Origin of the sequence: Olivibacter sp. EAT-5 (assembly GCF_044784325.1) — a bacterium.
Taxonomy (GTDB): domain Bacteria; phylum Bacteroidota; class Bacteroidia; order Sphingobacteriales; family Sphingobacteriaceae; genus Olivibacter; species Olivibacter oleidegradans.
In genome coordinates, this window is record NZ_CP173028.1 from 5,588,350 (window position 1) to 5,611,247 (window position 22,898).

Sequence of the window (22,898 nt, forward strand, 5' to 3'; positions counted from 1 at the left end):
TCTTTTGGAAATTTCATTCGTCGTAACAAGAAATATCGAAAATCATGAAAGAATTCACCTTACTTTTCAGGTTGAGTAGTCAATCAGACAAAAAACCGTCGCTCGAGCAATTACAGGAGCGAATGGCTTGGCTAGCCGGGCTAGCCGCTCAAAATAAACTGGTCAATAAAGGAAATACCTTATCCGTCACTGAAGCAAAAACGGTACACGCCGATCACGTTGTAACCGATGGTCCCTATACCGAAATAAAGGAATTTGTCAGCGGGTATCTCATCGTGCGAGCGGAAACAATCGAGGAGGCTGTTGAATTGGCCAAGACAAACCCGATCTTTAAGGTCGGAGGTAGCATCGAAATACGAGAAGTCGTGCAACTATACGAGCAAAAATCGTGAGCAATTTTTCAAAAGAAAACGAATTATCGCATCTTTTTAGATCTGAATATACGAAAATGACGGCAGTATTATGTCGTCATTTTGGGCTCGTCAACTTAGAAATAGCTGAAGATATCGTTAGTGATGCATTTTTAAAAGCCGCTGAATATTGGGGAGTAAACGGAATACCCGATAATCCGGCGGCTTGGTTGTATACCGTAGCAAAAAACAAAGCGAAAGATTTTATTAAACGAGATACACTCTTTCAGTCTAAGCGTAACACGATTAAGGAACTAAGTGAGTCGTTTATAGCAAGTGATTCTCTTATAGAGCGACAATATATTGCCGACAGCGTTTTAGCCATGATGTTTGCGGTATGCGACTCACACAATTCTCCCGAATCCCAAATATGCCTTGCTTTGCAGATACTTTCAGGTTTTAGTGTTGAGGAGCTTGCCCAGGCCTTCCTCACTAAAACGGAAACCATAAAAAAAAGACTGTATCGTGCTCGGAATAACCTACGAAAAATAAAATTTCGTATTAACGAACTGAATGAGCAGGAAATCAAAGCGCGTTCTGAAACGGTTCTGAAAGTGTTATATTTACTTTATAATGAAGGGTATTATTCCAAAAGCAACAGTCAGATCATAAGAAAAGACTTATGCGCAGAAGCCATTCGCTTGGCCCTCTTATTATTGGAAAATCAAATAACAAATACCGCTCAAGCTAATGCCTTGATGGCTTTGATGTGCTATCAAAGTTCACGACTGGATGCCAGAATGAATGAGCATGGTGAGCCGCTCCGCTTTGATGAGCAAGACCGGGAACGTTGGGACAGCAGCTTGATTGAAAGAGGGCATTACTATATGCTTGAAGCATGCCATGGTAATGAGATGTCAAGTTATCATCTGGAGGCAAGTATTGCTTACTGGCACACCACCCTGCATAAAGAAAAGTGGAATAACATTCTTGATCTTTATGACCAGCTCCTCCAACTGGCCCCGACTCCACCAAGAACTTTAAACAGGTTTTTTGCTTATGGAAAAGTATACGGTCACGAAAAAGCCATCGAAGAATTAGAAAAAACCGGGTTAACACAACATGAGGGATGGCACGAGCTATTGGGTTATCTTTACGCATCAATTAATAAAGACCGGGCAATCGAGCATTACCAAAAAGCCATAAATAAAAAGCAATCTCCGGCTGCCAAAGAACAACTAATGAAAGAAATAATTCGACTAAGAGCAAAGCTTCCCATCTTGCGAGCACCGAAGTAACCATCATAGAAATCTACCGGAAAAGAATCGGAAACGGCCAGCCACTCAGGACAGCCTCCTGACAGACCGGCCGTTAAAACCTACGCTTCTCCTTAAATTTGCTGTGAAAAGACGGTAGCCGCTTCTTTATCCCGATATTCGTCGATTAACTTTTTGAGTTTATCTTTCAATTCTTCAATTGTCGTCTGATAAGCCTCGTCTTCGTAAACATTATGAAGTTCCTGTGGGTCTTTTTGCAAGTCATACAATTCCCAAGCATTCTGCCCTTTATAAAAACGCACCAGTTTGTAACGCTCCGTGGTAACGCCAAAATGAGGAGACACGTGATGAGGCTCCGGAAATTCATAATAATGATAATAGCTCGCCTCTCGAGTTCTCACATCCCTTCCATTGGCCTGCAAAACGGGAAGAAAGGACTGGCCCTGAATATCCTTTGGAACCGTTACACCCGCAATTTCAAGCAAAGTAGGCGCCCAATCGATATTCAATACATGCTGGTCAATCTTAGTGCCCGGATTTACTACGCCGGGGTACCGAATTAGAAACGGCGTTTTTAGTGACTCTTGATAGATAAAACGTTTATCAAACCAGCCATGTTCTCCCAGATAAAACCCTTGATCCGAACCATAGATTACAATCGTGTTTTCTGCTAAGCCCTTTTCATCTAAATATGCCAACAACTTGCCGATGTTACGATCCAGTGCATTCGCAGTGGAGAGGTAATCTCTTATATAACGTTGGTATTTCCACTCGGTGAGGGCCTTCCCACTTAGCTTCTTTGAGTCAAATTCCTCCGATATTTTATTATAGTAGGTACTGAAACGCTCCTTTTGTGCATCAGTAAAACGATTATAGACACCATTTTTACTAACTCCATAATCTAAATTCACCTTTAGATCTTGTTTTAAGCGCATCGTTTTTTCGATGGTCATATCCTGATCCGCTGCTGCTTTTCTTCCTGCATAAGCATCATAAAAAGTTTCCGGCAGGGGAAAATTAACATCATCGTAAGCTCCTAAGTCTTCTAGATCGGGTAGCCATTCGCGATGGGTAGCCTTCTCTCCTACCACTAAGAAAAACGGTTTATCTGTATCACGACTATCCAACCAGTTCGTCGCTAGATCTGTAATAATATTAGTCACATATCCCTCAATTCGGGTAGTATCATTCGCTTGGTTAATAAAATCGGGGTTGTAATAATGCCCTTGCCCAGGTAAGATATTCCAATAATCAAAGGCATCGCCGGGCAATGTCCCTAAGTGCCATTTACCGATCCAAGCGGTCTGATAGTCTGCTTGTTTTAACAAACGACTAAAGAGTTGTTGCTCTACATTGAATTTCCCTTCATTGCCCAAGTAACCATTTTCATGACTGTATTTTCCCGTCAGTAAATTTGCTCTGCTGGGTCCGCAGATCGAATTCGTTACTAAGAAATTATTAAAGATAGCCCCTTCCTTTGCAATGCGATCAATATTCGGTGTGCGTGCATATTTACTACCATAGGCACCGATTGCTTGGTAAGCGTGATCATCGGAAAAAATGAATATAATATTGGGTTTTTGCGGTTTACCTTCTGACTTTTTTGTGTTTTGATTACAGCTAGCCAGCGCAATTCCGAATGCAAGCAAGCAAATACTAATTTTTTTCACCATAATTTTATTTATCGTTCACCGCTAAATCTACAATATTTTTTTCAAATGCGGTGTCAGCATCTCCTTTGTTTATAGGTATATAGATCTTGATTTGAAGAACAAACTACTTAGGATGTGGCCCACTGCCTTCGATGCACTTTATTAATAAGCACTTCGCGGTTCGTCACATTCTTACGCGCTTCACTAATTGGCCATGTGAGATTATGATAACAATTATCGAACAAATAAGCAATATACCTATCATTTTTTCTCAAAAAACAGGGTTTTTCCTGTGCCATTTACAGTATTCCACCTGTAGATTATTTCTCCGTTTTTCCCAATCTTTGCATCACAAAAAAACAAATACTATCTATGGACAAGCATTATGGAGAAATTATCGAAATGACGATTCGAAGAAACGGTTACAGTATCAGTGAATTGAGTCGGATGATGAAAGTAAACAGACGATCGATTTATAATTGGTTTGCTCAGGCAAGATTCAAACCTGAGATCATTTTTAAAATCGGAGTCGCAATTCGTCATGATTTTTCTAAAGAATTTCCCGAACTATTCACCTCTGAAGACTTTCAACGCGAAATTGAAAAAAGTAAGCAGAACTTTTCAGCCACCATTCAACAGGTCGAAGAGATCTCTTATTGGAAAGACAAATACATCAGCCTTTTGGAAGAGTATAATGTTGCCTTAGCAAGACAAACACAACAATTTGGTAGAACTACCGTCCTAGCCTAAAACGAGTAAAAACGAGAAAGAGGGTGTTCACAAGAAAGGTGACGTTCAACCTGTCACCCTTTAGACACCCTCCTTTCTTTTTTCTCAAAACTTCCAAATTTCATCTACACATAAATCAAAAACTTTTTCTTTCATTAGCTATTGTATAGAAGGAAGCGATTCAATATTCTTTCTGACGCATTCGTCCCCATTCCATTGCATAAATTCATAATTTTGCTCTTCACATGAAAGCAAATTAGCTGATAAAAATCGGAAAATATTTCTTTTATTTGCAAAAACATCTATTAGTATGAATAGCAAGAGTTGCCTTCCCCCGCCAACCTGTTAGTTTTTCAACATGAACTTGCGTACTCGGGTTATAAGAATCCGCTGTTGTAATACGCATATCATTTATAAAAAAACGTTAACCGTCATCAATAAATAGGCAATTCAAATGAAAAAATCATATCTGCTATTACATATTGCTGTAATTCTGGCTGGCTTCACCGGTATCTTCGGAAAACTTATTACCCTCAATGAAGGGCTCCTCGTATGGTATCGAATGCTCTTTGCGTCGCTTTTTCTTTTCGTCATTCTTCGTTTTACGCGCAAAGGCCGAATGCTTCATTTTCGGGAAAAAATAGCGATCGGAAAGGTCGGACTTTTGCTGATGACCCATTGGGTGCTGTTTTATGCAAGCATCAAGTATGCTAACGTATCCATTGGCGTCGTATGCTACTGCCTCACCAGCTTCTTCACAGCTATTTTCGAACCGCTAATCAATAAAAAAAAGTTTGTACCTACGGAACTTGTCCTGAGTGCTTTGACGTTGCTCGGTATCAGCTTAATCTTTCATTTTGACACCTCTTATCAACTCGGTATTCTGATTGGAACGATCTCTTCCTCCTTTGCAGCACTTTATACTATTTTTAATGAACGACTGGTCAAAAATTATGACAGTAAAGTCATTAACTATTATCAGATGATTAGCGGAACTTGTGTTTTAGCGTTGTTAATGCCATTGTATCTCCGTTATTTTCCAACAGACAATCTATTTCCCGGTCTAACCGATCTTCTATACCTGCTTTTCTTAGCACTATTCTGTACCGTCCTTTTATATATGCTATTTGCAGAGAGTTTAAAACAGATCTCCGCATTCACCGTCAACTTGAGTTTTAATCTGGAACCGATATACGCCATAATACTGGCATTCTGGCTATTTAATGAAGGTAAGGAAGTGAACCTATCGTTTTATGTGGGTTGCACTTTCGTGATGACGTCGGTTGTACTACAATCATTAATCGCTCGGAGAAAACGGTTGAAGACGGTAAGAATCAAATCGTAGGAATTATTCCGTATTGACCCTAAACCTCATTTCCGTTGATAGTCCATCATGGCGAAATTAAAAAGTCTAACCGCTCTACTATCTCAACCGACTAGACAGACCTACCAACGCCTTCGCGGGCTAATTTTGAACGATTTAAATAATTGTCGCGTAGCAGGGCCTACTCCCGCTACTTGCTCATGTTCAACCGATGAATATCTTCTTCCGCAGTCTTCGAAACAATTTCTAGGTAGTGATCCAAGCGCTCTTTACCCACTTGATAAATCGGGCTTAAGTAAGTCGTGTACACCGGCGTAATTCCACAAAACTCCAAGGTCCCTTCCTTCAGCTGTAAAAAAGCGGAACCTTTATACTGTTCAATATAATCCTCTTCCGATGTATCAGCAGTACAGATAATTCGAGCAGTCCTGCCACTGAATAATTTATTATAAGAACCATCTTCTCTGCTTTCAAAAGCAATCGTTGGAAGGAAGAGTCGGTCAATAAAACCTTTCATCACAGCCGGATAACTCCACCACCATAAAGGATGAACCCAAACCAGATGATCACTCCATAAAATATTGTCTAAGGCCATCAATAGATCCGGTTCTAATTCCATACGTTTTCTATAACCATACTTGAGATTGGGTTCGAAATCGAGCTCTCCCAGCATGAGACTGCGCACATCTGCACCGAAAGAAACCGCTGTATCTATATAGCGGTCGGCAATCAATTGGTTAAAACTTTCTTTGTCAGGATGACCGTTAATCACTAAAATATTCTTTTTTTCCATTATATTTAAATTGTATATCAAAAAATAGGTCAAATGACCAAAACAAAAATAGGTCAAATGACCTATAAAGCAAAATTGATTTATCTTCTTTATGTCAAAAAGAGAAAACGTAACGGCCGACATTCTTAAACAGACGATAGCGATTTTAAAAGCAGAAGGAAGTAGTGGTGTAACGATGCGACAGGTTGCGAATAAAACGGGTATAACACTTAGTAATTTGCAATACTATTTCCCGGATCGGACCAAGCTATTTCAAGCGATGTGCGAATTTTTCTTTCGGCAATGTGAGAAAACAATACTCAGTGAACTGTCTACCATTAATGTAAACGATCGTGCATCCACTAACGGCTTCATTAAAAAATTACTTGAGATGTTGATTGTAGACGGAATTAACGATTATGATCATAGCATTTTTCGAGAGCTCTGGGCCCTTATGTTGAGAGACAAAGAACTCGCCGAAACCGTTCATCGCTTCTACAGGAATTATGCGAACTGGTTGGTTCAATTGATTTCGCAATTTACTCCCTGTCCTGAAAAAGTAGTATCATTATTGATTCCTTACGCGGATGGTTATGAGATCATGGGCGCAGATTTACCGCTCGAACGGAACGCAATTGTGGAGATGCTGTCTGAAATTATATCACAGATGACGAGGAAGAAATGACCTCCCTTTATGAGGCCTTCGAAATAGACGAGCTTTTAAACGTTTACGCGTTTATAGCTAATAAGTCCAGGTATCGTCTTTTTTTCCTCCAAGACGCCGGTCCGCGCAAAGTTTGCCCATACGGTACGCAGACGTCTTCCGGCAAGGCGTAGCTCTTCAGGCGAGCTTCCCTTGCAAAACAACGCATTCTTCCATAGCTGCTCATTACCGAATAAAAGCGGGATATCAATCACATGCGCTCCTCTAAAGTTATTTTTCTTCTCGCCCCAATCAATCTGATATTCATACACTTGCCTATGGCCGCTTGCCATTAATTCTGCAAAAGCTCTTCCTGAAGTTCGGTACACGCTATCTGTTGTCTTACGGATCAGCCATTCTAACATCGCTTTACCGAACACAGGCACGTAAGATAAGTGTTGTACCAGCTTAATATAGGGAGCAAAAAGCGCTGTTTCGCGGTTTGTCCACCCGATCAGTATATCCCATTGATTTGCCCTTTTTCGCCAAACCTCTTCTGTCCTTTCTTCGTGAGGAAGTGGCTCAAATCCATATTGGACACCAAAAGGCATTCCCCCCTTCAATCCTACCCGTTTCATGGAAAATAGCATCGTATTCTGTATATCCAAAAGCTTGTTTACCGGTGAATTTTTGGGGAAAGCAGCCACTTTCTTTATCAAGGTTTCAGTAAGTGATGCTTTTCCCTTCCTGATCCCTAAAGGTGCGCTTTGAATGATGACTCTATGAAATAGATTTTCTACGCCCTCCGCTAACATCAGGTGCGCAATGGCATCGCCACCCGCTGACTGACCAAAAAGGGTAATATTTTCCGGATTTCCGCCAAACGCGTCAATATGCCTTTTTATCCACCGTAACGCAGCTATAATGTCAAGCAGTCCCAGATTCGCCGGTATATCATTATATCCCCCTAAAAAACCAAATAAACCTAATCGATAAGTCACATTAACAACCACCACCTGCTGTTCACTGACAAGCAAGGCTGGGTCGTAAGCTGTCATATCCCCTGCACCGGTAAGATATGAACCTCCATGAATCCAGACCATTACCGGCAAGCCCGCTGATACAGGGGTACTAGCGGGAATTGTAATCGACAAGTGCTGACAATTCTCATTCAGGGGCAATTCATCCATCATATCCATGCCAAACACCTCCTTTAATACAGGAGAAAAGGATTGTGGACAAGCCGGCGACCAGTTGGTCGCCATATAAGGTTCTATACTGCCCAAACCGATTATCTCCCGGGGCTTTTCATAGCGCTCTGCTATCGCATAGGGAATACCTGTCGCCCTTATAACAGCTCCATCCTGCCATCCCTGTATCGTGCCCGCTAACGTTCTAAAACTCGTATTGGTCATTTATGATTTAAGGCAACTTATGTATACCTTATAGCTGCGAATATAGGAAATAGTCGTTATATATGACCTTAGCTTATCTTTTAGAAGCGTTCCAACAAACCTATGTGTTTCTTCACCGTCTCACGCCTCCATTTACCGATTATTTTCTGCTGTTCACCTATTTTTTCTCGGTCAAGCGCAATCCACTTCCTAGATTTGAATCAACAAGATAAATATCAAGATGTTGTTCAAAGCAAAACATGCAAGCACCCAACGCTGTCCGCCATAGGACAGATGATGTACGTTTTCGTACAGAAACGAGAACAGCTTAAACACATAAGTAACTACAAGACAACATTTTAAATAAAGCGGAACAATTATGTCATGCACTTGGCATAGAACACTAAAAAATTAACTCGATAAAATTTACAATTATGAAAACGTTCATCACCTCCATCATCGCAGCCATTGTATTAACAGGTACTGTTGCATTTTCTGCAACACCTAAACCGGCCAAACGCTCCAATATAGCAGCTATTAATCAAACCTTAGATCGTTATTCAGATGCTGTAACCAATGGACAGCTTACTAACATAGAGCAACTATTTAGTGAACAGTTTCATCAGCGCATTGTGCAAAGAAAAAAGGGTAATAGCTTTAACAAAAAACAGCTAGTCAGTTTCTTAAAAAATCAACGAAATGTACAGCAGAATTGCGAAACGGATTATAGTATCTTAGAAGAAAACGATGGCGTAACGATTGCTAAAATCGAAATGAAATACAAAGAGTTTTCACGCATCGATTATGTGACCATCTCGCAAACCGATCAGGGCTATCAGATCAACCAGGTTATAAGTACCTTCGAATAAAACTGTCCACTATAAAAAATATGGAAGGCTCCGTCTTTTAGCGGGGCCCTTCTTAAGCGCCATCTAAACATAGAGATACCGGTTTTAATTTGCCGAGTTAACTTTGCAGATAACTTTCAATCCTATGTGCAAATTCTCTTAATAAACTCGGGTCGACACGCTTTGCTTGAAAACGACAGGCCTCCTTTTGTGGAAACTCAAAAGTAACTTGCTCGTTCATAATGTCTACCATACATAATTGCATGCCCTGTATCGATGTTATATTGACGTTGTAAAAGTCACCCCTTACTTTCATCCAAAAATTTTGCATAATTTGTTCAATTAAAATCCTACCCTTTACCTTTCGGTATACACTCTCTTTATAACGATTCCACTATTAAAAATGTAACAAGCTGTTCACAATTTTCATAAGCTTTTAATGTCAGCGCAAATTCATTGCCGGTGATTCAGTTGACGCTCTATTCTATAAAAGAGTTATAGGGTATTTACACTCTTCTTATTGCCGTCGTAACTAACAAGGAAGAAAACAATGTATGTCAACCAATGTGCTTAATTTTAGGACAGATCATCATGGGCACTAAATACCATGCCCCAATACGTTGACTTTATTCAACGTATTGGGGCATCTAAAGACGCCCTGCTGCCAAAGCGGCCTCCTGCATATGATTTACGCACAAATTGGCAAAATATAACCGTATTGTCAGCAGAAGACAATAAAAGCTGAATGAATGCGTTATAAGCTACAGTTATGCATTTTAGGTTACCATTCGGGATCCAAACAACCATAGCACCTAACTGAATATTTAAGTATCAAATGAATAAGCATCACGGGGAGATCATCGAGCGAACCATCCGAAGAAACGGCTATAGTATTACGGACCTAAGTCGAACGATCAATGTCAATAGACGATCTATGTACAACTGGTTCAGTCAACCCAAACTGAGACGGGATATCATATTGAAAATCGGCAAAGCACTCAATTATGACTTTTCCTTTGAGTTTCCGGAATTGTTTTCCACCGAAGATTTTCATACAACCACACCATTGGTCCCGGCAGTTCAGAAAGACAATAATATTACGGATTTAGAGAGTGTCACCTACTGGAAGGAAAAATACATACAAGTATTGGAAGAATATAACCGTGTGTTAAAAGAAATCAATTCATCCAAAACAACTCGTCCTACGTCGCGCAACAAAACAATAAAAACACGTTCTTTCTTATAATGCAAACTCGCTTAGATTAACCCTCGCTAGCCAAAGCCCATTTGGTTAAATCATGAGAAAGCATGCTAGTTAAAACCAAAAACTTGGGAATTGTGAACGCATTAGCAGCGGTTTGCTGCGCTATGGAAAAACAAAAAAATAGGATCCGACTAAGCTTAGCTTAAAATTATATGCGATATTTACCTGTTGATAAATAAAAACATATGCCTATTCATGTTGCAATAACCCGAAAAATTTTACCGGGAAAAGAAGAAGAATTTAAAGAAGCACTGCGTCAGTTTTTAGGTGATTCATTTGCGCACGGCGGCGTACATGGCGCGGCCATGATTACCGCGCTGCCAGGTACGGAAAACCGAGAAATCGGCATTCTCCGTACCTTTAAAGATGAGGCTGAACGAGATGCTTTCTATCGTTCGGATGCGTTTAAAAAATGGGAAGCTTATGCGTCAAGCGTCACCGAAGATACACTGTACCGCGAGCTTAGCGGCCTTGAAGCCTGGTTCCGTTCTCCTGTGCCACCACCAAGGTGGAAAATGGCGATTGCCACTTTTTGCGGTGTTCTGCCAACAAGTACATTTTTGTCATTCGCACTTGGCCCTTTCATAAAAAATGTGCCTATCATTGCCCGCCTCTTTATCATGGCGATTCTGATGGTGTTACTTTTAACATGGGTAGTTATGCCCACCTTGACGAAGTGGATGAAACCTTGGCTCAGACCTTGACTATTGTATCAGTTTATAAATTGTTTATTTTCTATATGAATAGAGTCGCTATCCTTTGCTCCATCTCATTTAATCCTTAATCATTCTCATAAATTCCGATAAATACTTTTCGTACACACTTCGTGGGCTGCTTTGATACTTTTTGGCAATAGAAGCCGCCATTCCCACCACCTCGCCCATCATTCCGCAGGTACGCATCACTCGGGTGCTTCCAAAGGCCACGTGTGTGGTACTAATGTTCCTTCCAGCCATAAAAAGATTATTGATATTCCGCGAGTAAAGACTGCGATAAGGTATCGTGTAAGGCGCTACGCGGATATGTTTGGTACCAGCAAAAAATTCCTCGTCCGGAAAATACAAACTGTTCTTTTTGTCCGGAAAATGAAGATCTATCGTCCAGGTAGCTGTCACCGTTGCATCCGGATACATTTTACCCTCTTGAATATCCATCTGCGTAAGGATATGATCGCCCATCAAGCGTCTGGATTCGCGCTTTCCGCCAATATAAGCAACCCAAGCCAATTCACGCTTAGCATATTTTTCCGGCTTGTGATTTTTTAAGTAAGACCAATTTCCGTAAACCGCGCGTAGATTATGATCTCGTATCTGTTCTGCTTCGGTAATGGTGTTAAAGTTTCCGAAACCCGTTTCCCATTGCCAATCTGATTGTACTTCATCAATATGGTATTCATCTGAAAACGGAAGTGCCCATGGCGTCTCGGGAAAAGTCGTAGCGCTATCAACCGGTATAGATGCCCAGAGATTGGATGTTCCAAGGGTAAAATCGTCTGCCTCATCAGCAGCCAAAGATTCGCCCGTTTCCTTTCGACTCTCACGTCCCATTCTAAAATCAGCACCCGCCAAGAAGCCTAAGGTGCCATCTCCCGTACAATCTGCGAAATAAGCGCCTGTAAAACGCGTTTCCTGATTAGTCTCAATATTCCTTCCTATAACGGCTTTAATTGTATTGTTTTCAGTTTCTGCTTGGTAAACATGCGTATTGATAAAAAGCGAGAGATTTTTTTCGGCTTTCACAATTGCAAACTTACGTGCATCTCCGTATTCCTTCGCATTCGGGTTGCCGTTACCGGGATCTCCATTATCCAATTCACGTACAATTCTACCCAACTTAGGATAATAACTTTTATCGAGGTCGCCCATCAGATGCACCCGTACCTCTGAACTATTGTTCCCACCTAACAAGGGTCTGTCCTGTATTAAGGCGACCTTAAGACCTAAACGAGCAGCAGATAAAGCAGCACAGGTTCCGGCCACTCCTCCACCTACCACTACCAGGTCAAAATTTCCCATCTCTTTTCTACCTGCCGCCAAACCCAATAGTCTATTCCGCAGCATATCCAATGCCGCGAGTTCATTTGGGGGCTCAGCCTCACTTCCCTTATTAAAAAGTATAGCATCTACCCGACCGTTAAATCCGGTTAAATCCTGTAACACCAACTCAACCGAATCTCGGTCGACCTTAATGTCACCGCCATTATACCATTTCCAGGCGCTGTCGCCACTTTCTCCAAAAGTTACCTGCAAAGGCTTACCATCCACAAAGAGTTTGAACCTACCCGGGCCCACCGGAAAAGGCGCCCAATCTTTTGTACGCACCCACACTCGGTAAGTACCCTTCTTTGGAAACTTCACCGTCGTCTTCGCATCTGCAACCGGCCTGCCCATTCCATGGGCCATCAGATACGAAGAGTGAAGGACGGGGAACGATTGCTGGTCAATTACCCATCCTCCCTTTTGTTTAAAAGACTCCGCTTCTATTAATATTTGTTCCTGTGCTACCAAACGTTGCATACAGAAGAAAACGACAAAGCTTAGTAGATGCCTGCTAAAAATAAGTTTTATCATGATTTTTTATGGTTTATAAGTTCTTAATTGTTCGTTAAAATTTTCACGTATTTGCTTATGCTGCTTCATCACTTCATATACTGCTCTTGCTCTTTCTTTATCCGGTGCAGTAAGATAAGCCATCAACTTTTCCTGTGCTGCCTTCGATAATGTTTCCTGACTAGCCAATACTGACAGTGCTTGTTTAAATAGGGCCTGATTTAGTTGCGGTAAGTAATCAACTATTTGTAATACCACAGCTGAATCCAGACTCAGTTCGCTTATCTTTTTTAACATAGCTACTTGTTGCGTATAAGGTGATCGGTCAAAAACGTGCCATAATTGCTCTTGCATTTTGTCTGTGGCAAAATAACTTAAGTTGATCCGTTCCCAAACACGGCGGGCGGCAAACACGTTATCGCTTTCCAACAAAGTCAGCACATCCGTTAGAAAGCCTGCACGTACCAACCCTTCCGTATCCATCACTTCGCCCAGCGCAAAATACACATAATGGTAGTTGTCGCTCCGCAAAAAGTGATGCAGCAAGGCGTCATTCAACTTGCTCTGCGTAATTTTTAGAATTTCGCCCGGAGTCGTACCATGTGCCAGGTGCCATAGCGTATAACAGGTATATAAAGCTCCCTCAATAACCTCTCCTTTCACGGTGTTTTTTGTAGCACCGGTAATTGCGTCCACCGAATCTGATAGGCCTTGACTGGTTGAATCTACGAGGTCTTCCATTTTAAAATCCTTTAAGAGCGAGTTTTCGTTCGAAAGGATTTCCTGTAATTTACTATGGTCTTCCCGCGTAAATTCTTTATGATCTAACTTAGTCAAAGGTTCCGCCTTCGGCACTTCATAACGCAGATAATTACCCAGCAAATCCCAGAACAATTTAATGCGTACCGGTTTGCAGACATTGTCTAGGCAAACCGGCGTAAATACATCCCGGAAATAATAAACCGGTTGCTTCCCTGCATCAAAAACCAACACCAATTCATAAGTCTCACCCTGCTCTGTTAATGTATAACTTTCCCGAGCCGACTGTGCCTGCACTGAAGCGAGCCATACACAGCTCATCAACAAACTTAATCCGTAGCGAAGCATGCTTATCATAATTTTAAACCTTCTCGTTCATCGAAATTAACTATAAGAAAGCCAAGCGGTTGCAACACAATCTCGATCAACTTTAAACCGGATCCATCGTGCTTGAAATGACGGCGGAAAATCAAAATCGACCTTTTCGCCTTGCCGTACCTTGATCGATTTATAACGTATCCAATTACCATCGCCTCCTGGATCTACCTCCATAGTAAAAATCACGCTTTCCGTTGCCTGGTGGGACATTCTCAATTTCCGTTGATCATAGAACCCGATTAAATACGGGTCGGAGGCGATGCCTTCACGCACCTCGCTATCTTTCCAAGGGCCGCCCTCCCCCCTTGGCTTGCCGAGCTTCCATAGATCATCAATCACACCGGCCCAAACCGCAGCCTTCTTATCTTCTGAGACAATTATATGTTCGTTTCGGTTTGCTTCCAGCTGCGAGGGGTCTATCCCCGTCATAATCAACATCCCTCGGTAAGAAGCGTAATCGTTCATGTTGAACGCATGCGAGGCTACCGGTCTCAACTTTGCAAACCCATCCGCATTTTCTGCAGGCAACTCGTAAAAGGTACCATGGCAGTTAAACAAGTCACGTTCGGTAGCCACTTCGCGGCATATCCGCAAGGTTCCCTCATGGATTAATTCCGTAAAAGACTTATTCCCCATTGGAAGTCGCCATCTGCGTCCTTTATCATCAATAATCAGTACCGAAGCGTTATCTACATGTACCACTTTTTTTGGTATAGCAAAACGCTGCTCGATAAACCTTGCAGTTGTATCATCTTTCTTGGCAACGAGCTGCATTTTTTCATTCAGTTCATAATATCCGATATTCGCTTTTAATTCACCCTTTTCGTATTGTCTTGCCACCATTCCCATGGCCTTTCGTTGATCGCCTAAACCATACAATAAGCCACCGTTGAAGGTAGATGTCTTTGCAAAGCCATCAAAAAGATCAGCTGCATCCCGTCCACGTTTTTCAGTTTGTGCGTAAGTAAAATGTGCACTGGCATTTGTTGTCACTGCATTTTTAATCCGTATCCATTCTCCTTTTTCTTCCCTATCAAAGGGTACCTGTATCGCTTCTCCCGGTAACACCTTCACCACCTTATGTGTTTGCCACTGCCCATTACCTGACAGATCTACTTCAAACGTGAAGCTTGTTTCAACCTTACCGTCATTCGACAACCAGCAGGACCGGATCGGCCAACCTGCAAACAAAAAGGGATCGGAGAGCTGTCCGGCGCCTATATGCTCTTGCTGCCAAACCGAGCCGTCGGCGGTAGCTGGTCCTAGCAGATCAGGTTTTTCCAACGAAGTAAACCATAAATTGGAATTCGACTGTCCGGGGCCTTCAATGCCCCCCTTTGCCTTTCGTTTATTTAGAAACTCCCGCTCGGCTGAATCATCGCAGCCGAAAACTAAGCGATCGTTCCATCTTGCAAAGTCGCCAATCACCTTAAGGTATGCCGATCGTGGGCGGACACCAGCTGTTTGCCTAAGGTTAAAATTCCCTGGAAAACGCCAAAACAAACCGTGCATAGTCATCAAATAGTCCGGTTTCTCCGCCGTACCTATATTTCTGATCCGCGGCCATTCGGTATTCCAACCATGGGCGCCATCATAACTATGGCTTGCTTTCGGCAATCGAAAGAATGACCAACCATTAGCTCCCCGCACACCCAACAACACCGATTTATGATCCCAACCGACGGTCCAGATAGGATCCTCACCAGGATTAACATTTCCATAAATACCTCCCGGACCCGTTATTTCCGTGAATTGATTTCTACGGATCATTTTCCACTGCTTGCCGTCCCACTCATGCAGACCGCCGGAAGGCGCGTTGAAATGATGAAGCGCATTATCCCCCCGTTCGCCGTTATTACTATACACCAGCACCCCTTGTCCTGAATAAAGCCCTTTACCATGCCATCCGATTAAATTGGCCATGGGTACCTGCCGTCTTTGCTCCGGTTTCAAATTTTCATCAGCAAAGAGCCACTGCGGTTTTAACGTATGCACATCCACCTCATAAAAACCTTCCTCCATCGTTCCGTAGTATATTTTGTTGGCAGGATCCGTCAAGTGGCGGGCATTGCCCGTCAGACGACCCGGCATATCTTTGTACTGAATGGCCCGTACCTGTCGAGTCGAATCAATTGCATATGGGCCGATGAACAGTTGTTTACTTTCACGGTGAATCATACGATTGGCAGGCGTACCACCGATACTTTCCGGGTGGATTGTCCGTTCCATATCCTCCTTTATTTCATATAAACGGTCTGAAGAGCCGAAAGGGAGATGCGGACCATAAGTAATCACCCATAACCTATCCTGCCAAGGCACCACAGCGCCCGTACCACATTCGCCCTCATCATTATACATTGCTAGATGCGGATAAATGCCACTGATCTGGATCGGCTCTTTAGGTTCTTGTACTGCACAAGCGCTCAGTAAGCAGAACAACAGCGCATAACCTACTATTTTTTTCATTTGTAACATCTTTCTTTTGGTATTGAATTAATAGTTAGGGTTCTGTTTTAAACCGCTGGTTAGCACCTCATTGGTAGGTATAGGCCAAATATATTGCCGCGTTGCGTCAAACTTCCGTACAGCGATCTGTTTAATCTGTCCCGCGCTATACATAGCCGAAAAATCGGCCGTACCATCTTCATCAATCAACGGTACCTGCGGAAAAAACCATAAACCTGTGTTTATCACTTTCGCCCGCAAATCATCGACATCGAGCATGCCATAGTTTATTCTGTTCAGCACCTTTTCTGCCAACTGCCAACGAATGATATCCATGTACCGAATACCTTCGAGCGCAAATTCCATCCGGCGTTCCGTCCGCACAATCCGGCGCATTTGGTCTTGCGTACTCAATTGCACAGCCGGGTAGGCTTGTGTATCGCCGAGGTCAACGCCATAGCCTCTGGCCCGTACCAGATTAATCGCTTCCGTTACGGAATCATCCAATTCGCCCAATTCAATCTTAGCCTCCGCATACATAAGGAGTACATCCGCATAGCGGATGATAATCTGATCGGGTTCCACCTGCCATGAATTTTTCAACCAATCCTCATCGATGCCCTTTTTCCAAAGCAGCCCGTTAAAAGAAGCGTATTGCGCAACCGAACGGGTATCCCTATTCTCAACCCTTGTGCCATTAGTCACGTTTAAGACCGTCAGTGTATCGGGATGTGGCTGATAGATATAACCTAGATGTGGTGTCTGAAACTCGACAATGGTTTTAGCACAACGGGGGTCACGATTTCGGAAAGGCATTCGTGGATCAAACAAGGGCGACTCGTCTATCGGCAAGCCATCTGTGCACAGAAAAGCACAGAAAAGATCCCATGAAGGCGCTTTCGCTCCCCATCCGCCGGCATTACGGGGCACATAGTTCTGGCAATCTCCTTTGGTAACATTAAGCACAATCGAACGAGGAAATCCGAAAACCGTTTCAATCGAGTTCTTCGTTTTGGAGAGGAATAACTCCGAAAAATCCGCGTGCAGGCGATACACATCTAGATCCATACAGGCCTTTGCAGCATTTTTTGCCGTTTCCCAATCGCCCATATACAAAGCAATACGCGCCTTCAGCGCCAACGCCGCTCCGGCAGTCGCCCGTTTTGGTTCTGAGGCACCGTAACTAATCTTTAGCTTATCCGCTGCGAAATCGTAATCTTCATAGATCTTTTGAAGCACCATGGTAGGGTCGGCTTGTTCAGCGACCATAGCTTCGTCAATGTCCATCATCGTTTCCGTATAGATGATATTACGGTAATGCGTTAGAAGCCGCGCATACTGGGAAGCGCGCACAAAACGCGCTTCAGCAACATAACGATCACGCTGTTCCTGCGACAGCAGATTTGCCGCCCTGTCTACACTGGCCACAATGTTATTGGCCCTTGCAATACACTTATACGTATTTTTCCACCAGTCGCTCACAAACTGTGTTCGCCCATCAAGCGTTGCGTTTGTAATTGGTGTTAACCCATCCCGATAAATCCAGTCGTCGGTCCACTCATCCTGATCCATCATCCAAAAATCAGCTTTATACAAACCGTTCAGAGACATCTCAATCTCTTCCGGTGTAGAGTTCCAAGTTTCGCTCGATCCTTGTGATAGCGGATTCAGATCCAATTTACCGCAGGAGGCCAAAAGCAGTGTAAACGCTGCATAGATGTATGTTTTTACTGAAAAGTTCATATCCATTTCGTTAAAATTTTACGGAAGCACCGATTAAAAAAGTTCTGGTGATGGGATAACCGAGCGTATTCATTTCCGGATCCCAGCCTTTGGGAAAATTATGAATGGCGAAAACATCGTTCACGGTTCCATATATCCGCAATCCTTTCAGATGTACTTTATCCATCCATCTCTGTGGAAAGGCATAACCTATGGTCACATTCTTCAAGCGGAGATAGCCCCCATTGATGAGCCAATAATCAGACATCGCATAATTATTTCCGGCAGAAGTATTCGAATAGCGGGGATATTTAGCTTGTAAGTTTTGTTCATCACTTTGGTAATAGCTCCATGTATTTCCGTCCAAGATGGCCGGAAAATTACCATAGTTTTCGCGGAGCGGCTGCACGATATCCTGATGCAGTCGGCTGTTCTGTTTTCCGACACCTTGGATAACGAAAGATAAATCCCAACTTTTATAGCCTACGTTGAAGTTACCACCGAATATGTAGCGCGGCAAGGAACCGCCCAGCAAAACTCGGTCGTATTCCTGCGATATCTTGCCATCGGGAACACCGTCAGGCCCACTGATATCCTTGTAACGGACGTCCCCCGGACGGACATTGGCGTTTAGTTTGGCCGAATTATCCACTTCCGCTTGTGTTTGATACAGACCATCCGACAGATAGCCATACCATTCATTAAACTCACTCCCTTCGATTTTTATCTGATCGCCGATAAACTCCGTTCCTCCTAAGTCGCCCATACGGGAGATGAAATCGGATATATTGAAGGAGGCACCGTAACGGAAATCACCGGCACGGTCGTTCCAACCAATCTGCGCTTCCCAGCCCTTTGTATACATTTTTCCTGTATTCTGATCCGGATTATCGAAGCCCACATAATCCGGAATTTCCAATTTTAACAACATATCCTTGGTTGTCTTTTTGTAATAGTCGCCTACAAAACTCAACCGGTTATCAAAAAAGTTCACATCCAGTCCGATATCGAACGAAGAGGTAGTCTCCCAAGAAATATCACGGATCACATACTGCCATTGCGCAGCCGACTGTCCGGCGATGATGGTGTTTCCCTGATAAAAGAGGGATTTATTCTCAAATGACAACAAAGCCTGGTAAGGATAGTTGCCAATACGTTCATTACCTAGCGTACCGTAAGACGCTCGTAGTTTTAAAAACGACAGCGGTTTCCATTGATCCTTTAAGAAGTCTTCGTTAGACAGCACCCAGCCTGCCGAAACCGAAGGAAAGGAGCCCCAGCGATGGGCGGGAGCGAAACGTGATGAGCCATCATAGCGAATGTTAGCCTGAAGAAGATACTTATCCTGATAGTTATACATTATCCGGCCAAACCACGACCGATAGGCATTTTCATAAGCATTGCCACTGTTATTGCGATAGTCCAACGGACCGATATCGAGATAGGGATAGTTCGTCAGTAAATATTGACCACGTGAAGCACCCAGATCCTCATTAAACGCATAAAAGTACTCATAGCCCGCTAACGCATTAATATGGTGATCACCCAGCTGCTTGGTGTAATTCGCCAGGAATTGTACGGTATAGCGGTGACTGTCGTTGCGTTCCTCCTGCAACTTCGTCTCCGTGGCCTGTTCAATATAACCGGCAATCGTTTCCGGGTCGCTAAAAGTAGTATAAGGTACCTTTCGGTTAAATACCTTGGCCTTATCAAAATTTAGAAAGGGAGAGAAAACGCCCGATAATTTCAAGCCATCCAGAGGTGTAAAATCCAAGCTTATTTTTCCACCCACTTGATTGTACCAGTAGTGCTCAAAGCCCCCCTCTTTCATCAATGCGTAGATATTAGCACCATCTTTACCCGCCCCGATTCGTCCATCCGACCATAGAGCCGCATAAATAGGTGGCATAATACCCATTTTATACATCGGCGTAGTGGCCCGGCCATCCTCATTCAGCGATCGTGCATCAAAAACCGCATTTTTGGTAATGGTTCGCCGATAACTAAGGTCGGCGCTCGCCTTTAAATACTTTCCGATGGTAAAGTCGTTATTGATTCTGGTTGTGATCCGATCATAACTTCTTTCGTCATAAAAAGCTTCGTTTTTATCATACACGATAGACGCGCGGGTTTTTATAAATTTATTAGCTCCATAGATACCCAGTACGTGACTCTGTCTTGGTGCAAAGTCGCGCAACATGAGTCCACGCCAATCAGTAATGGGATAAGCGTCCGGGTTCTCGCCATTCAATTGCAGATAATTTTCCACCAACTGTTGCGTATAGATCGGGTATTGATTCTCACTGTTACCGTTATCATTCCAACGTAGCTCATTGGTCAGCTGCATATAACGAACTGCATCAACGTATTCAGGGTATTGGGTAGCTTTTTCCCAGCCATATTCGACCGAATAATCCAAGCCTATCTGCCCTTCCTTTGCCCTCTTGGTAGTAATAAGAATCACCCCTGAGGCCGCACGCGAGCCATATATAGAAGCTGAGGCTGCGTCTTTCAATACGGAAATATTTTCAATATCGTTCGGGTTTACGCTGTTGATATCGTCAATGGGCACCCCATCAAGAATATAAAGCGGGTTTAGCCCTCCATCGGTGATGGTTGTGATACCCCGTACCCGTATAGTGGCCGACGAGCCGGGTGCGTTGTTATTACGAGTCACCATCAAACCCGGAACCGCTCCCTGCAAAGCCTGTGATATCTGCGTCGTTTTACGGGCGGTAATCAGGTCGCCCTGCACGCTCGAAACGGCTCCTGTCAAATCCTTTTTGGCAACGGTCCCATAACCAACAACCACTACTTCGTCAAGTAAAGCCTCTTCACGTTCCAATTGAATTACAAGCTGTTGTCGTATATCTATCGTGCTTATGTCAATCTCCTTTTTAACAAAACCGATCGAACTGACTACCAAGACCGCATCTCTTGACACCTGCAAAGAGAATTCGCCGTCCATATTCGTTTTTGTACCACTGTTTTGGCGGTCTTTCCGGTAGATTGATGCACCAGGTATTGGCGCACCGTCTTTGTCCGTCACCTTTCCTTTAACAGACACTTCCTGTTGTATTACCGGATGTGATACTACGGCTTTCTTCCGTTCCAGCAATACCGTAGATTTGTCGATTTTGTAAATCAGTGGCTGCCCTTCCAAACAACGGTCCAATATTTCAGACAGAGGCCGATTGTGTAGATGAACAGTCACCGGTGCCACATCTGAAAGGTCGTCGGTGGCATACAAAAAATCGTATCCCGTTTGCTTCTTTAATATTCTGAAAACACTTTTCAAGGACAGGTTCTCTACTGAAAGTGTCGCATTTTGTGCACGTACGGCAGCCTCCAGATGGAAGTAAAACACCATTGTCAGGAAAACAGCATATTTCATAACCAGTATAGGTTTTAATAGGCAAGGGTATCCCTTACCACCTTTTTTGGTAGTATATTTTTTGTACATTTGTATAGGTTTTAATTAATAATTGTAGTATACAAAAATTGGTTACCTAGCATGTACCGGAAGTGCCGTGAACATTTCCGGTATTTTTGTAACTCCCTTTGTAAATAAATATCAAGGCATAACAACAATCCTCCTTCCTTTTTTAAAATAAGAACCATTCTCTAGCTTAAACCTTAAGCCTCCCAATCGCTCCAGGTGGCTTAACAATTCCTCGATAGGTTTCGTACGTGAGAAAGTACCTCCAAACTTTTTTGTCGGAATAGTCCCCTGAAACACCACTTCTGTGTTGTACCAACGTGCAATCTGATACATAATAGACTTAATATCAAGGTCATCAAACACGAAATAATCATTCTTCCATGCCACAAAAATTTCGGGATCTATCTTTGACTTGCTTAAATGGCTTCCGCCACGATCTGCTCTTGCCTGCTCGCCCGGTTCTAATACCACTCTCTGTTTAGCTAAGGACACGGCAACGGCGCCATCGGTTAACGTTGTCAGCACTTCCTTGTCGTCAGGATAAGCGGACACATTGAATGCAGTGCCCATTACCGCTATCATAGTCCCATTCGCCTCCACAAAAAAAGGTTGCTGTGCTTGTTGCTTCACCTCGAAATACGCTTCTCCCCTCAATATTACCTTTCGACTTGCCCTCCCGAAGGCGGAAGGAAAAGAAAGTTCAGAGCAGGCATTCAGCCAGACTTTACTACCATCGGGCAAAAGCAAGTGATAGCTGGCTCCCGGAGGAATTCGTAAGGTATTCCATTTCTCTTCCGAAGCCCTATCTTCTGTCTCTGACCGATATGCGTAACTGATGCTATTGTCCATTCCCTTTTTTATGATACCAGCTTCAGTTTGGCTTACGCCTCCCCCCTTTAAACTTCCAAGGTCAATTTCGGTTCCATCAGACATAGTGAGCCGCGCACCATCAACCTGCTCCGGTAAAGCGATTATATGGTCCGCCTGTAATTGCGGCTGTTCCGCTTTCTGCCAAAAAACAATTCCCGTCACTACCGCTAAAAAGCAGGCCGCAATGGCAGCGAAACGGTAATAGGCGGGTACGCGTCGCCGCAACCGAAGCGACACGCTTTGCTCGATTTTACCGGCAATACGCTGCTTCACCTCGGCCAAGTGTTCCCGATTACTCCAAGACCAATCCGATTGCTCTTCAACATGGCGCAACCAAGCTTCCACCCATTTTTTTTCATCAGGCGTACATCGATCCTTGGCATAACGTTCCAGCAAGATTTTGATTTCCTCTTCGGTCATCGGTATTTATGATTTATAAAGGTCTTTCCTATAAGAGTAGCAATAATGGAAATGGTGGTA

At 43.2% G+C, this 22,898-nt stretch carries 18 protein-coding genes; 8 read left to right on the forward strand and 10 right to left on the reverse strand.

Translation table 11 applies throughout. The features are described 5' to 3' along the window. Positions 1-44: 44 nt before the first annotated feature. Both ACH11B_RS23270 and ACH11B_RS23275 read left to right on the forward strand, forming a co-directional pair. Positions 45-392 carry a YciI family protein gene (locus tag ACH11B_RS23270; RefSeq protein ID WP_013667552.1) on the forward strand — a complete coding sequence of 116 codons (348 nt, stop codon included), beginning with the start codon at positions 45-47 and terminating at the stop codon, positions 390-392. Next, complete coding sequence (locus tag ACH11B_RS23275) at positions 389-1,648, forward strand: RNA polymerase sigma factor (protein ID WP_130855328.1); 1,260 nt, start codon at positions 389-391, stop codon at positions 1,646-1,648. Before ACH11B_RS23270 ends, ACH11B_RS23275 begins: the two co-directional genes overlap by 4 nt. Positions 1,649-1,740: 92 nt before the next feature. Here the strand turns inward: ACH11B_RS23275 and ACH11B_RS23280 are convergent, their stop codons facing one another. Next, a complete protein-coding gene (locus ACH11B_RS23280) occupies positions 1,741-3,300 on the reverse strand; it encodes a sulfatase (RefSeq protein WP_130855327.1) in 1,560 nt (519 codons plus the stop codon). Positions 3,301-3,651: 351 nt separating this feature from the next. Here ACH11B_RS23280 and ACH11B_RS23285 point away from each other — a divergent pair, with 351 nt between their 5' ends. Both ACH11B_RS23285 and ACH11B_RS23290 read left to right on the forward strand, forming a co-directional pair. Then, positions 3,652-4,029 carry a hypothetical protein gene (locus ACH11B_RS23285; RefSeq protein WP_013667555.1) on the forward strand — a complete coding sequence of 126 codons (378 nt, stop codon included), beginning with the start codon at positions 3,652-3,654 and terminating at the stop codon, positions 4,027-4,029. 433 nt (positions 4,030-4,462) lie between these two features. Continuing rightward, positions 4,463-5,353 (forward strand): DMT family transporter, encoded by an 891-nt coding sequence (locus ACH11B_RS23290; protein ID WP_377610588.1) that lies wholly within the window; start codon positions 4,463-4,465, stop codon positions 5,351-5,353. A gap of 169 nt (positions 5,354-5,522) precedes the next feature. Here the strand turns inward: ACH11B_RS23290 and ACH11B_RS23295 are convergent, their stop codons facing one another. Then, positions 5,523-6,125 carry an NAD(P)H-dependent oxidoreductase gene (locus ACH11B_RS23295; RefSeq protein WP_377610590.1) on the reverse strand — a complete coding sequence of 201 codons (603 nt, stop codon included), beginning with the start codon at positions 6,123-6,125 and terminating at the stop codon, positions 5,523-5,525. Between the two features lie 91 nt (positions 6,126-6,216). Here ACH11B_RS23295 and ACH11B_RS23300 point away from each other — a divergent pair, with 91 nt between their 5' ends. After that, on the forward strand, positions 6,217-6,789 hold the full coding sequence (locus ACH11B_RS23300; RefSeq protein ID WP_130855324.1) for a TetR/AcrR family transcriptional regulator: 573 nt from the start codon (positions 6,217-6,219) through the stop codon (positions 6,787-6,789). A gap of 35 nt (positions 6,790-6,824) precedes the next feature. On the opposite strand, the gene ACH11B_RS23305 is transcribed toward ACH11B_RS23300, so the two are convergent. After that, positions 6,825-8,162, reverse strand: coding sequence for a carboxylesterase family protein (locus ACH11B_RS23305; RefSeq protein WP_130855323.1), 1,338 nt, complete (start codon positions 8,160-8,162; stop codon positions 6,825-6,827). Between the two features lie 413 nt (positions 8,163-8,575). On the opposite strand from ACH11B_RS23305, the gene ACH11B_RS23310 reads away from it, so the two are divergent. Beyond that, positions 8,576-9,010, forward strand: a complete 435-nt coding sequence (locus ACH11B_RS23310) for a nuclear transport factor 2 family protein (protein ID WP_130855322.1) — start codon at positions 8,576-8,578, stop codon at positions 9,008-9,010. Positions 9,011-9,107: 97 nt separating this feature from the next. Here ACH11B_RS23310 and ACH11B_RS23315 read toward each other — a convergent pair whose 3' ends face one another. Continuing rightward, complete coding sequence (locus ACH11B_RS23315; RefSeq protein WP_130855321.1) at positions 9,108-9,320, reverse strand: hypothetical protein; 213 nt, start codon at positions 9,318-9,320, stop codon at positions 9,108-9,110. A 504-nt stretch (positions 9,321-9,824) separates the two neighbouring features. On the opposite strand from ACH11B_RS23315, the gene ACH11B_RS23320 reads away from it, so the two are divergent. After that, the gene (locus ACH11B_RS23320; RefSeq protein WP_377610592.1) at positions 9,825-10,235 is read left to right on the forward strand and encodes a hypothetical protein; all 411 of its coding nucleotides are present in this window, start codon (positions 9,825-9,827) and stop codon (positions 10,233-10,235) included. A 203-nt stretch (positions 10,236-10,438) separates the two neighbouring features. Further along, on the forward strand, positions 10,439-10,957 hold the full coding sequence (locus tag ACH11B_RS23325) for an antibiotic biosynthesis monooxygenase (RefSeq protein ID WP_130855319.1): 519 nt from the start codon (positions 10,439-10,441) through the stop codon (positions 10,955-10,957). Positions 10,958-11,026: 69 nt separating this feature from the next. On the opposite strand, the gene ACH11B_RS23330 is transcribed toward ACH11B_RS23325, so the two are convergent. From ACH11B_RS23330 to ACH11B_RS23355, 6 genes are all read right to left on the reverse strand, one after another. Then, positions 11,027-12,823: an FAD-dependent oxidoreductase gene (locus ACH11B_RS23330; protein ID WP_377610594.1), complete on the reverse strand. Its 1,797-nt coding sequence runs from the start codon at positions 12,821-12,823 to the stop codon at positions 11,027-11,029. A gap of 6 nt (positions 12,824-12,829) precedes the next feature. Beyond that, entirely contained in the window at positions 12,830-13,918 is a 1,089-nt protein-coding gene (locus ACH11B_RS23335) for a hypothetical protein (protein WP_377610596.1), read from the reverse strand. Positions 13,919-13,945: 27 nt separating this feature from the next. Beyond that, on the reverse strand, positions 13,946-16,405 hold the full coding sequence (locus ACH11B_RS23340; protein WP_377610598.1) for a hypothetical protein: 2,460 nt from the start codon (positions 16,403-16,405) through the stop codon (positions 13,946-13,948). Between the two features lie 27 nt (positions 16,406-16,432). Next, entirely contained in the window at positions 16,433-18,127 is a 1,695-nt protein-coding gene (locus ACH11B_RS23345; protein WP_377610600.1) for a RagB/SusD family nutrient uptake outer membrane protein, read from the reverse strand. Between the two features lie 10 nt (positions 18,128-18,137). Then, entirely contained in the window at positions 18,138-21,569 is a 3,432-nt protein-coding gene (locus tag ACH11B_RS23350; protein WP_377610602.1) for a TonB-dependent receptor, read from the reverse strand. Between the two features lie 111 nt (positions 21,570-21,680). Next, positions 21,681-22,838 carry a FecR family protein gene (locus ACH11B_RS23355; RefSeq protein ID WP_377610604.1) on the reverse strand — a complete coding sequence of 386 codons (1,158 nt, stop codon included), beginning with the start codon at positions 22,836-22,838 and terminating at the stop codon, positions 21,681-21,683. Positions 22,839-22,898 lie beyond the last annotated feature (60 nt).

What these genes read in the sequence shown, in the direction of transcription:
- ACH11B_RS23270 (WP_013667552.1), top strand. Translation starts at nt 45, where the DNA reads ATGAAAGAATTCACCTTACTTTTCAGGTTGAGTAGTCAATCAGACAAA.
- ACH11B_RS23280 (WP_130855327.1), bottom strand. Translation starts at nt 3,300, where the DNA reads ATGGTGAAAAAAATTAGTATTTGCTTGCTTGCATTCGGAATTGCGCTG.
- ACH11B_RS23285 (WP_013667555.1), top strand. Translation starts at nt 3,652, where the DNA reads ATGGACAAGCATTATGGAGAAATTATCGAAATGACGATTCGAAGAAAC.
- ACH11B_RS23290 (WP_377610588.1), top strand. Translation starts at nt 4,463, where the DNA reads ATGAAAAAATCATATCTGCTATTACATATTGCTGTAATTCTGGCTGGC.
- ACH11B_RS23295 (WP_377610590.1), bottom strand. Translation starts at nt 6,125, where the DNA reads ATGGAAAAAAAGAATATTTTAGTGATTAACGGTCATCCTGACAAAGAA.
- ACH11B_RS23300 (WP_130855324.1), top strand. Translation starts at nt 6,217, where the DNA reads ATGTCAAAAAGAGAAAACGTAACGGCCGACATTCTTAAACAGACGATA.
- ACH11B_RS23305 (WP_130855323.1), bottom strand. Translation starts at nt 8,162, where the DNA reads ATGACCAATACGAGTTTTAGAACGTTAGCGGGCACGATACAGGGATGG.
- ACH11B_RS23310 (WP_130855322.1), top strand. Translation starts at nt 8,576, where the DNA reads ATGAAAACGTTCATCACCTCCATCATCGCAGCCATTGTATTAACAGGT.
- ACH11B_RS23315 (WP_130855321.1), bottom strand. Translation starts at nt 9,320, where the DNA reads ATGCAAAATTTTTGGATGAAAGTAAGGGGTGACTTTTACAACGTCAAT.
- ACH11B_RS23320 (WP_377610592.1), top strand. Translation starts at nt 9,825, where the DNA reads ATGAATAAGCATCACGGGGAGATCATCGAGCGAACCATCCGAAGAAAC.
- ACH11B_RS23325 (WP_130855319.1), top strand. Translation starts at nt 10,439, where the DNA reads ATGCCTATTCATGTTGCAATAACCCGAAAAATTTTACCGGGAAAAGAA.
- ACH11B_RS23330 (WP_377610594.1), bottom strand. Translation starts at nt 12,823, where the DNA reads ATGATAAAACTTATTTTTAGCAGGCATCTACTAAGCTTTGTCGTTTTC.
- ACH11B_RS23335 (WP_377610596.1), bottom strand. Translation starts at nt 13,918, where the DNA reads ATGATAAGCATGCTTCGCTACGGATTAAGTTTGTTGATGAGCTGTGTA.
- ACH11B_RS23340 (WP_377610598.1), bottom strand. Translation starts at nt 16,405, where the DNA reads ATGAAAAAAATAGTAGGTTATGCGCTGTTGTTCTGCTTACTGAGCGCT.
- ACH11B_RS23345 (WP_377610600.1), bottom strand. Translation starts at nt 18,127, where the DNA reads ATGAACTTTTCAGTAAAAACATACATCTATGCAGCGTTTACACTGCTT.
- ACH11B_RS23350 (WP_377610602.1), bottom strand. Translation starts at nt 21,569, where the DNA reads ATGTACAAAAAATATACTACCAAAAAAGGTGGTAAGGGATACCCTTGC.
- ACH11B_RS23355 (WP_377610604.1), bottom strand. Translation starts at nt 22,838, where the DNA reads ATGACCGAAGAGGAAATCAAAATCTTGCTGGAACGTTATGCCAAGGAT.